Source organism: Hwangdonia sp. (assembly GCF_048381975.1).
GTDB lineage: Bacteria > Bacteroidota > Bacteroidia > Flavobacteriales > Flavobacteriaceae > Hwangdonia > Hwangdonia seohaensis.
Genome location: NZ_JBLWYT010000001.1, coordinates 842,718 through 852,571 on the forward strand (window position 1 = coordinate 842,718; position 9,854 = coordinate 852,571).

General features: G+C 34.6%; 11 protein-coding genes and 1 tRNA gene. 10 read left to right on the forward strand and 2 right to left on the reverse strand.

The genetic code is table 11. The features are described 5' to 3' along the window. The first annotated feature begins 41 nt into the window (after positions 1 to 41). Both gldN and ACN5J7_RS03675 read left to right on the forward strand, forming a co-directional pair. Positions 42 to 932, forward strand: a complete 891-nt coding sequence (gene gldN, locus ACN5J7_RS03670) for a gliding motility protein GldN (RefSeq protein ID WP_311939745.1) — start codon at positions 42 to 44, stop codon at positions 930 to 932. A gap of 108 nt (positions 933 to 1,040) precedes the next feature. Next, positions 1,041 to 2,090, forward strand: a complete 1,050-nt coding sequence (locus tag ACN5J7_RS03675; protein WP_418602798.1) for an NAD(P)/FAD-dependent oxidoreductase — start codon at positions 1,041 to 1,043, stop codon at positions 2,088 to 2,090. Positions 2,091 to 2,212: 122 nt separating this feature from the next. Here ACN5J7_RS03675 and ACN5J7_RS03680 read toward each other — a convergent pair whose 3' ends face one another. Then, positions 2,213 to 2,596, reverse strand: a complete 384-nt coding sequence (locus ACN5J7_RS03680) for a DUF983 domain-containing protein (protein ID WP_418602800.1) — start codon at positions 2,594 to 2,596, stop codon at positions 2,213 to 2,215. A 155-nt stretch (positions 2,597 to 2,751) separates the two neighbouring features. On the opposite strand from ACN5J7_RS03680, the gene ACN5J7_RS03685 reads away from it, so the two are divergent. The 8 genes from ACN5J7_RS03685 (at position 2,752) to ACN5J7_RS03720 (ending at position 8,700) form a co-directional block, all read left to right on the forward strand. Beyond that, complete coding sequence (locus tag ACN5J7_RS03685) at positions 2,752 to 4,662, forward strand: ATP-binding cassette domain-containing protein (protein WP_418602801.1); 1,911 nt, start codon at positions 2,752 to 2,754, stop codon at positions 4,660 to 4,662. Between the two features lie 96 nt (positions 4,663 to 4,758). Next, on the forward strand, positions 4,759 to 5,583 hold the full coding sequence (locus ACN5J7_RS03690) for a Two component regulator three Y domain protein (protein WP_311939752.1): 825 nt from the start codon (positions 4,759 to 4,761) through the stop codon (positions 5,581 to 5,583). A gap of 79 nt (positions 5,584 to 5,662) precedes the next feature. Continuing rightward, positions 5,663 to 5,845 carry a CPXCG motif-containing cysteine-rich protein gene (locus tag ACN5J7_RS03695; protein ID WP_311939754.1) on the forward strand — a complete coding sequence of 61 codons (183 nt, stop codon included), beginning with the start codon at positions 5,663 to 5,665 and terminating at the stop codon, positions 5,843 to 5,845. A 120-nt stretch (positions 5,846 to 5,965) separates the two neighbouring features. After that, positions 5,966 to 6,038, forward strand: a tRNA-Met gene (locus ACN5J7_RS03700). A 54-nt stretch (positions 6,039 to 6,092) separates the two neighbouring features. Beyond that, positions 6,093 to 6,215, forward strand: coding sequence for a hypothetical protein (locus ACN5J7_RS03705; protein ID WP_418602804.1), 123 nt, complete (start codon positions 6,093 to 6,095; stop codon positions 6,213 to 6,215). Between the two features lie 57 nt (positions 6,216 to 6,272). Continuing rightward, on the forward strand, positions 6,273 to 7,427 hold the full coding sequence (locus tag ACN5J7_RS03710) for a tyrosine-type recombinase/integrase (RefSeq protein WP_418602805.1): 1,155 nt from the start codon (positions 6,273 to 6,275) through the stop codon (positions 7,425 to 7,427). Between the two features lie 5 nt (positions 7,428 to 7,432). After that, positions 7,433 to 8,128, forward strand: a complete 696-nt coding sequence (locus ACN5J7_RS03715; protein WP_418602806.1) for a hypothetical protein — start codon at positions 7,433 to 7,435, stop codon at positions 8,126 to 8,128. Between the two features lie 53 nt (positions 8,129 to 8,181). Continuing rightward, positions 8,182 to 8,700 (forward strand): hypothetical protein, encoded by a 519-nt coding sequence (locus ACN5J7_RS03720; RefSeq protein WP_418602810.1) that lies wholly within the window; start codon positions 8,182 to 8,184, stop codon positions 8,698 to 8,700. A 489-nt stretch (positions 8,701 to 9,189) separates the two neighbouring features. On the opposite strand, the gene ACN5J7_RS03725 is transcribed toward ACN5J7_RS03720, so the two are convergent. Further along, a complete protein-coding gene (locus tag ACN5J7_RS03725; RefSeq protein ID WP_418602812.1) occupies positions 9,190 to 9,735 on the reverse strand; it encodes a TPM domain-containing protein in 546 nt (181 codons plus the stop codon). Positions 9,736 to 9,854 lie beyond the last annotated feature (119 nt).

The following is a 9,854-nucleotide window of genomic DNA, read 5'->3' on the forward strand; positions in this document are numbered from 1 at the left end:
AAAATTATCCCTAATAATTAAATTGTAAAATAAAAATTAAGATGAACTTAAAAAGTTTTTTATTAACCGTAACAGCTGTTTTTACAGTGTCTGGTGTAATGGCTCAGGCCAATATATTAAACGCTAAAAGCCCTGAGGAAATTGGGGTGAGAACAGAAGCCCAAAAAGCAGTCGATAACGATAAACCATTGGAATATGGGTACGTTGACGATAGAGATGTTCTTTTCGCTAAAATGGTTTGGGAAAAGATTGTTCTTGATGAGCGCTCTAATTTTCCGTTGTATTACCCTATCGATACCAACAATATTGGTAAAAATAGACGCTCGTTATACGACGTACTTATGAAAAGCGTAAAAGACGGAAAAATAAAAAACATTTACGATGATTCGTATTTTACAACTAAGAGAACTTTAAAGGATATTGAAGCGGCCTTAACCATGATTGATACAACCGAATTGGGTATCGAACAAATTAATGCTGGTGAAGAGTTATCGCCTGAATATATCAACAGACGTGATATTACAGCTGCTGATATTAAAGAGTATCATATTAAAGGACTTTGGTATTTTGATAAACGTCAATCTGAAATGAAATATCGTTTATTGGGAATCGCACCAGTGGCACCCGATGTGAATTTTATTGATACCGACGAGCCAGATTTAGTACCTCTTTTTTGGGTGTTTTTCCCAGATGCGAGAGAAGTGCTGCACGAGGCAAAATCGTTTAACAACGAGAACAGCTCCATTCCTTTTTCTTTCGATCATATATTGAATTCGAGACGTTTTCACGGATATATTTATAAAGAGGAAAATGTTCAAGGTGATAGAAAAATTAGCGAATATGTATCTGAAAATGCATTGATGCAATTATTGGAATCTGATCGTATCAAAGATAAAATTCGAGATTTCGAATTGGATATGTGGACGTACTAAGTCGCACAAAATATAATATCATAAAAATGAGGCTGTCTGAAAAGACAGTCTTTTTTTTTGTTATTCCTTTAAAGATAGGAATCCATTTTCTGAGTATCTTCGCAACTTATGCAAGTAGATTACATTATAGTCGGTATCGGGTTGGCGGGCATTGGTTTTTGCGAGCAGTTAAAAGTCAATAACAAAACATTTGTGGTTTTTGATGATAAATCGCAGCAATCGTCAGTGGTTGCCGGCGGTCTGTACAATGCAATCGTGTTAAAACGCTTCACATCGGTTTGGAAAAGCAAAGAACAATTGCAAATGGCATTACCTATGTATGCCAATTTGGAGCGAAGCCTCAACGTTAAATTGGATTATAAAATTCCGGTGTATCGGAAATTCGCATCGCTTGAAGAGCAAAACGATTGGTTCGCGGCATCCGATAAACTACAGCTGGCCGAGTATCTATCAACAAACATTATTAAAAACGAAAATGACGCCATTGATGCGCCTTTTGGTTTTGGTAAAGTATTGCAAACCGGTAGAATTGACGTCAAGTGCTTAATAGATGCTTATAAAAAACAGCTGATAAAAGAAAACTTGTTTTTTGAAGAAGCTTTTAATTATGAGGCTATTGAACTTTTAGAAAATGGTATGGTATACCAAAACACAAAAGCAAAACACATTGTGTTTGCCGAAGGTTTTGGAGTTGTTAAAAATCCGTTTTTTAATACATTGCCCTTAGTGCCAACAAAAGGCGAACTGTTAATAATTGAAGCTCCGGATTTAAAGATTGATTTTGTGTTGAAAGCCGGTGTGTTTTTAATTCCGCTGAAAGATGATTTGTATATTGTTGGCGCCACTTACGAGTGGGAGGATACCACAAATAGAATCACGGAGAAAGCCAAAAACGAGTTGTTAACCAAACTTAAAAAACATATTAATTGTTCGTTTAAAGTGGTTAATCAAGTTGCTGGCATACGGCCAACTGTAAAGGATAGGCGGCCTTTAGTGGGGCAACATGCTATACATAAAAACATGTATGTGCTAAACGGATTGGGCACCCGCGGGGTTATGATTGGTCCTTATGTGGCGCATCAGCTTTATAATTTTATTGAAAACGATGTGCCTTTGGATAATGAAGTTGATATTAAACGTTTTACCAATTTGAGTTGAGGTTTTGCGTTAGGGATAGTAGCGGAAAGCCCACAGCGACGCAGGAGCGAGGACTTGTAGCGGATAGCCCGACCACTTGCCCTGAGCGTTGTCGAAGGGTTGTGGTAACGCCCAAAAAGATATTATTTTCTAGCCAAATTTTTGTCGTAATGTATAAAAAGGTTAATCCAAATATTTCTGGAAACCCTTAAAATAACAGGCATAAAAACAATGAGTGTTGCTATTATGGATATAAAAACGGTATGTATGCTGGCATTGAAAACAAAAAACGAAATGACAAAAGCTGCGGTTGCAAACGCGATACCAACGGCATAGCTTACATACATGGAGCCGTAAAAAAATGACGGTTCCATTTTGTATTTGGTGCCGCAATTCGAGCAATTTTCGTGCATGCTTAAAGCCTCGGTAAGTATGTACGGATTCTTGTTTTTAAACATAGACTCTTCGTGGCATTTAGGGCAAGAGCCAGTAAAAACGCTATATAATTTTGTTCCTTTTTTAAACATATATTTTAATGTACTTTTGCATTCGCAATCGAAAAAATCATTTCTCTACCTTTTGTGGAGATTTACTTTTTAAAATTGTCATTCTCACGAAAGCGGGAATCTGGTGCAAAAATAAACTTTAATAATAAAGAGTTAGTAATATAAGTTACATTTCTATGATGAACATTCATAATTTATCGATTTCGTTTCAAGGCGAATACCTATTTGAAGACATTACTTTTAAACTTGGTAATGGCGACAGGGTAGGTCTTATTGGGAAAAACGGCGCCGGTAAATCGACGATGCTAAAAATTTTATCGAAAGAAATGGAACCCGATTCTGGTCAGATTGCGGCCGATAAAGAACTTAAAATAGGTTTTTTAAAGCAGGATATTGATTTTGTTTTTGGAAGAACGGTGCTTGAGGAAGCTTACGAAGCATTTACCGAAATTAAAGAACTGGAAGCCAACATGGAAACGGTAAACACCCAAATGGCAGAGCGTACCGATTATGAAAGTGAAGGCTACCACCAACTTATGGTTGATATTAACGAGCTGCAGCATCAATACGAAATTTTGGGCGGTTACAACTACCAAGGCGATACCGAAAAGATTTTACAGGGTTTGGGTTTTAAGCGCGAAGATTTTAATATGCTTACCGATACCTTTTCTGGCGGTTGGCGCATGCGTATCGAACTCGCAAAGCTCCTGCTTCAGAATAATGATATATTATTATTAGATGAGCCCACAAACCACTTGGATATTGAATCTATTATCTGGCTTGAAGGTTTTTTAAAAAACTACCCCGGCGCTGTGGTTATTGTGTCGCACGATAAAATGTTTCTGGATAATGTAACCAACCGAACCATTGAAATTTCGTTAGGTAGAATTTACGATTATCCGAAACCTTATACCAAGTATTTGGTGTTGCGTGAAGAATTGAGAACCCAACAATTGGCATCCCAAAAAAATCAGCAAAAGCAAATTGAGCAAACCGAGAAACTTATCGAGAAATTCAGGGCCAAAGCCTCAAAAGCCACCATGGCGCAATCTCTTATAAAAAAGCTTGATAAAATTGATAGGATTGAAGTTGATGAAGATGATAATAGTGTGATGACACTTAATTTTCCGGTATCGATTACCCCTGGTAAAGTGGTGGTTGAAGCTGAAGGTGTTTCGAAAAATTACGGCGACAACCAAGTTTTAAAAGATATAGATTTACTTATTGAGCGCGATAGCAAAACAGCATTTGTTGGACAAAACGGACAAGGTAAATCGACACTTGCAAAAATTATTGTTGGCGATATTAAATACAACGGTTATTTAAAGTTGGGCCATAATGTACAAATTGGCTATTTCGCTCAAAACCAAGCGGAGTATTTAGACGGAAGTAAAACGGTGCACGATACCATGGTTGATGCTGCAAACGAAACCAATAGAAGCAAAGTGCGCGATATTTTGGGCTCGTTTTTATTTAGGGGCGATGAGGTAGATAAGTACGTGCGCGTGCTTTCTGGGGGCGAACGCAACCGTTTGGCATTGGCTAAATTAATGTTGCAGCCTTTTAATGTTTTAATCATGGATGAGCCTACAAACCACTTAGATATTAAATCTAAGAATGTGTTGAAAGAAGCTTTGAAACGATTTGAAGGTACTTTGATTCTTGTTTCGCACGATCGAGACTTTTTACAGGGTTTAACCAATAAGGTTTACGAATTTAAAGACCATAAAATAAGAGAATATTTAGGCGATATCGATTATTATTTAGATCAGCGTAAAGTTGAGAGTTTGCGTGAAGTTGAAAAGCGCACTGTTGTTAAGGAAACGCCTAAAGTAAAAAAACAACAATCTTATGAAGACCAGAAAAAGCTAAAGTCTTTAAATAATAAATTGAGCAATGTCGAGTCGAAGATTAATCAATTGGAACGCGAGATAAAAGCTATTGACCAATCGCTCGAAATTAATTACGAAGAAGTGACATCTCAACCCAATTTCTTTGATAATTATCAGAAAAAGAAATCTGATTTAGAGGGTTTTATGCAAAAATGGGAAAATATCCAGCTTGAGATCGAGCAGTTTGCCGATTGAGATATGTTAAAATTTAATGCATTTCATCGATTAAAATAGTATTTAATCCATTAAACACCTATTTTCGTAAGTGAATTAATCCCAAATCTATTTAAGATGAAGACTTTAAAATTAATAGTTGCATGCTTTCTTGTGTCGGCATATTCTTTTGCCAACATTTCCTCAAACGAAAAAGACGCACTAATAGCCTTATATAATTCAACAAATGGCAGCGAATGGAACTCTTCGTGGGATCTGAATGCATCTATTGATTCGTGGTATGGTGTAACTATTGAGAACGAAAAAATTGTAGAACTTAATTTACCATTTAACAACCTTCAAGGAAATTTACCGAAAGAAATCGGAAACCTTGTTTCTTTGAGAAAGTTAAATTTTGGGTTTAATAAATTAACGGGAAAGATTCCATCCGAATTAGCGAATTTAAAAGCACTGACTTCTTTAGAATTGTTTATGAATAATTTTGAAGGCGAAATACCATCAGAACTTGGAAGCCTGAAAAAATTGGAATCATTAAAATTATACAGCAATAAGCTCACAGGAAATATCCCAATGGAGCTGATGGGTTTAACCAACTTAAAAGAGCTTTTATTGGGAAGCAATTTTTTAACGGGAACGATTCCTAACCAAATTTACGCTTTGTCAAAATTAGAAAAGCTAAGTGTTATGGACAATAGAATGGATGGCGAAATACCAGTTGAGATAGCACAATTAACCCAGTTACAAGAATTACTATTGTCGAGCAATAAATTTTCAGGCGATTTGCCAATGGAGTTTATGAACTTAACAAAGTTGAATACATTTATGGTAAGCGATAATAATTTAAATAAAGAGTACATAAGTGTTTCCGGAAAGAATCCACCGAGTTTAATGCATTTAGAATTACAGAATGCAACAGCTACAATGGATATTGAAAAAGATTAGTTAGAGTAAAGTTTGTTTCATAAATTAGTAAAATAGATAGCAAGTTATTGTTATCTATTTTTTTTAGTTTCTGTTTTGTATGAAAGAACATTATTTTACATGCCCGCATTGCTGGGAAAACATCTCAATGTTATTGGATAGCTCAATCGCAAACCAAAAATATATAGAAGATTGCGAGGTGTGTTGTAATCCCATTCAAGTCTCTGTACAATTTTCAAATTCGGAATTAATACATTTTCAGGCAGATAGCATCGGTCAATAATATTTTTGATTTTTATGTTTGCTAAAATTAAAAAGGGTTGTATATTTGCAGTCCGAAATGATTAGGTCGGCATTATGAACCGAAAGTTAAAAGCTAAGACAATCATTTTTTGGATTATATCGCGGGATAGAGCAGTAGGTAGCTCGTCGGGCTCATAACCCGAAGGTCACTGGTTCGAGTCCAGTTCCCGCTACAAAGAGAAAGTCCTCTAAAACAAACGGTTTAGTTCACTCTAAACCGTTTTTTTATGCAATCTATTTACATTTTCATTACCTTCGATGTCGAAAATGTACACGATTTGGAACACGATTTAGAACACAAAACCTTATTTTTCACTCCCAAAATTTACGATGCTGACGGCGATCTTTAAAAACGTTGGTATGTCTATTTTTCATTTGTAAATCCGAAAACGGGAAAATTGAAACGGATGAAAAACATCTCCGGAAAGACCAACCGATATAAAACCAAAGAGTCCCGGTATTTTTTATTGAGATTGTATAGAAAGCGGCTACTTAAATTGCTCCAACAAGTGTATAACCCTTTTGAAGACAACACTTGGTTGCTTGAAAAGTATAGTGACCAATCCACCGAAAACGCTATTGAAAAACCCAAAAACACAAATAATGAAGTAAAAGCGGTAAAGATGTCGGAAGAAGCATCTGTGCTAGAGGATGGAAAACAGAAATTAACCCCAAAGGAGGCTTTGGAATACGCCCTGAGGTTAAAAACAAATGTGGTTGGGGAACGAACCTTGGTTGATTACAAAAGCCGTTGCGAATTGTTTGAAAAATGGTTGACCGAGCATTCCAAAGAAACTGAAACCATTGATAAAGTAGATAAAAGATTGGTGTCAGGGTTTTTAAACGACGTACAGTTGCGGACGTCACCTAGAAACAGGAACAATTACAGAACTTGTTTGAGCAGTATATTCCAGGTATTGGAGGACAACGATATCATAGATAAAAATTTTGTTAAAAGCATTAATACGTTAAAGACCAATCCGAAGCGCAATAAAACATATACGGAAAAGCAACATCAAGATATTTTTGAATATCTCGAAGAAAAAGACCCACTTTTGCTTCTCTATATCAAGTTCGTGTCCTATAATTTCCTGAGGCCCATAGAGGTCTGCAGGTTACGGGTAAAGGATATCGATTTAAATTCTAAAACACTCCAGTTCAAGGCCAATAACAAGACCTTAAAAACCAAGCTAATCCCGGATTTACTGTTGAAAGAACTGAAAGACCTATCCGATATGGATGGAAGCTTGTTTTTGTTTACTCCCGATGGAATAGGAGGTAATTGGGAGGCTACACTAGGCAGTAGGAGCGGATATTTTAGTAAGCGATTCAGGAAGGTGGTCAAAGAGCCTTTTGGTTTGGATAAAAATTATGGACTATATAGTTTTAGGCATACTTTCATAACAAAGCTATATCGATCATTAGTCGAAGAAACATCCCCTTTTGCGGCCAAGAGTGTTTTAATGCAAATTACTGGACATGCTACCATGTCTTCCCTTGAAAAGTATTTAAGGGATATTGATGCTGAACTGCCTAAAGATTATTCAATTTATTTAAAGTAAAAGATATGGAAGCAACTAAGGAAATGGAAGCGCTATTAAAGCGCATATATATGCCATCTGTATTTTATTTCCCAAAAGCCCTGTTTCCCAATTTATCTGCAGAAACCAAAAAGATGTTAATGGAGTACCGGTTTTTTGAGGATATTGGAATAATAAAGACAAACGAAGATATCCGTTCGCTTCGGATACCGACAAACGCTTTAGAAATATATAAAAAAGACAATGTTTTAGAAGGCAATCTTTTTCAGCTTTTGGAAATGAAAGATCGACTTGGACGTGAATCTTTTCGGTTTTTGTTTGATAAGTACCTCTCAAATGTGAAGGCATGGATTTTTGGCTATAAAAGGCTGCTTGAGAATTTTGACAGTTGCATGCCCAAAACCTCCAAAAATAAAAAAATATTTTTCGAGTATCAATGCAGGGCTCTAGATGACCATTTGATAAAACTCAATCAAAAATTCCAGTTTAATTTCAAAAACACCAAGACCACCAATTTGATTGATGTTTTATCAAAGCACAAAAGTGTATTTCCATTTAATAAATCGATTCATCACAGCTTAATAAGAAGTATTGAGAAAAATGATAATGAAAAAGAGCGTGAAACAAAGAAGCCAATAAAAAAACAATTATTGTTAACAGAAAAGGAAGCTGATGAATTTCTGCTAAAAACAGTTTTTAATGTTAAGACAGACCATAAATAATGTGATTAAAGAGACCATGAATGGTTTTTGAAATCAAATCATAAATAAAAACCATGAATAAACCCACAAGAACAGCTTCAATTAACCTAAAGTTGCCTGACGAACTAAAAGCAAAATTAAAAACCAAGGCGGAAATAAAACAGCAAACAGTTTCTAAATATATACGGGAATTGTTATCCAATTATTTTGATGGATCGTTGTGCAAAAATGAAATGGTCAGAGATGAAAAAAAATCTTTTATTAACTCTACGGGCTTTTTAAAACTCATTGTTTGGATGTATTCCAAAAAGCGTTCTGGAACAAAAATTGAAACCCAAACCGATCTTGATAATTACATGGGAACGCTAAAAAAAATCGAACAACATTTGCCGGAAAACTTGGTAAAAGAATTTGATAAAGTATTATTTGATCTTTTAAGAGTGGCTAATTTAAATTCGGTTTATTCTAGTGTTTTTCAATTTGCGGATGGTTCAAGCTCAACACCCCAATTTAACTTTGAAAAATTCGAAAAATACATATATCAGTTTGAAATACCATTAACAATTCCAGATTCGTTAAAGAAAAGATTCTAAAAAAAGGAAATAATATAAAAGTGATAATTTTCGTGATAAAAAGATGATAAAAAAATATCACACCGTTTTTGCTCCATGGGTTTTTAATGGTTTTGTTATTTAATTCCCCATTTTAAAGGGGTTTTGGGGTGCAAATAAGAGTGCAAAATTCTTTTTGCAGTAAATGTGAAGTGATAATATTTTAGTGTTGTTATGTGTAAATTCAATAAATTATTGTTTTATACAACGTGTTTAAATAATTATACTTGGTTTTCTACATGTTTTAAGCACCTCATTTAGCAAATACAACAGAGCCCGAAAGTATGGCATTATTATATAGAATGGTAGCTTAAATGAAAAAGTGTAAAACTAGGGTTGATTGAACAAGGAATAATTTGCGAAAACAAGATTATGCATAGTGAAAGGAGGTGTCTTTTTAAGAGAACTTTGTTTCTAGTTTAGCTTAAAATTGCTTGTTTTTTAACTCAGTTCTTTGTTGTAAACAGTACTTTATTCCCATTTTGCTATTAATTCCGCCATTCCTTTTTCAATTCCGCTGTAATAATCTCCATTTTTAAATTCAGGAATAATAGTTTGGTCAATTATGTTTTTACAAATTTCGTCAGTCAAAATCTTTTCAGTTCCATATCCTGTCGAAATTCTTATTTTTCTCAAGTTTTTACTGAAAACAATAGAAAGTCCATTATCTTTTTCTTTTAATCCAATTCCGTTATAATTTGATAAATCAATCGCAAACTTGTTAAAATCCTTATATTTTCCGATAGATTCTATGGAAACAATTGCTATTTGATTAGTTGTATTTTTCTCAAACTTTCTAATCATTAAAGTCAATTTTTCCAATTGCTCAACAGTAAAAACAAATTCAAAATCATTTACTTCTCTTTTTAATTTTGGTAAATCACTTTCTCCCAAGTCAAATTCTGAAAACTCAACTTTCGGTGCATTAGTATTCAGTTCTGTCTTTTCAATTTGCTTTGTTTTACAACTATAAATAGTCAAAAAAGCAATGAATATTATTTTGAAAATCGATTTCATTCGTATTGTTTACAACGGTTACGTATAAGAATAGTGCGGTTTTGAGTCCGAGGATTTTCCGCAGGAAAATCAGAGTGACCAAAAGCGCGACTACCTTTAGATTAAGGAATAAACTTAAG

What these genes read in the sequence shown, in the direction of transcription:
- gldN (WP_311939745.1), top strand. Translation starts at nt 42, where the DNA reads ATGAACTTAAAAAGTTTTTTATTAACCGTAACAGCTGTTTTTACAGTG.
- ACN5J7_RS03675 (WP_418602798.1), top strand. Translation starts at nt 1,041, where the DNA reads ATGCAAGTAGATTACATTATAGTCGGTATCGGGTTGGCGGGCATTGGT.
- ACN5J7_RS03680 (WP_418602800.1), bottom strand. Translation starts at nt 2,596, where the DNA reads ATGTTTAAAAAAGGAACAAAATTATATAGCGTTTTTACTGGCTCTTGC.
- ACN5J7_RS03685 (WP_418602801.1), top strand. Translation starts at nt 2,752, where the DNA reads ATGATGAACATTCATAATTTATCGATTTCGTTTCAAGGCGAATACCTA.
- ACN5J7_RS03690 (WP_311939752.1), top strand. Translation starts at nt 4,759, where the DNA reads ATGAAGACTTTAAAATTAATAGTTGCATGCTTTCTTGTGTCGGCATAT.
- ACN5J7_RS03695 (WP_311939754.1), top strand. Translation starts at nt 5,663, where the DNA reads ATGAAAGAACATTATTTTACATGCCCGCATTGCTGGGAAAACATCTCA.
- ACN5J7_RS03705 (WP_418602804.1), top strand. Translation starts at nt 6,093, where the DNA reads ATGCAATCTATTTACATTTTCATTACCTTCGATGTCGAAAATGTACAC.
- ACN5J7_RS03710 (WP_418602805.1), top strand. Translation starts at nt 6,273, where the DNA reads ATGAAAAACATCTCCGGAAAGACCAACCGATATAAAACCAAAGAGTCC.
- ACN5J7_RS03715 (WP_418602806.1), top strand. Translation starts at nt 7,433, where the DNA reads ATGGAAGCAACTAAGGAAATGGAAGCGCTATTAAAGCGCATATATATG.
- ACN5J7_RS03720 (WP_418602810.1), top strand. Translation starts at nt 8,182, where the DNA reads ATGAATAAACCCACAAGAACAGCTTCAATTAACCTAAAGTTGCCTGAC.
- ACN5J7_RS03725 (WP_418602812.1), bottom strand. Translation starts at nt 9,735, where the DNA reads ATGAAATCGATTTTCAAAATAATATTCATTGCTTTTTTGACTATTTAT.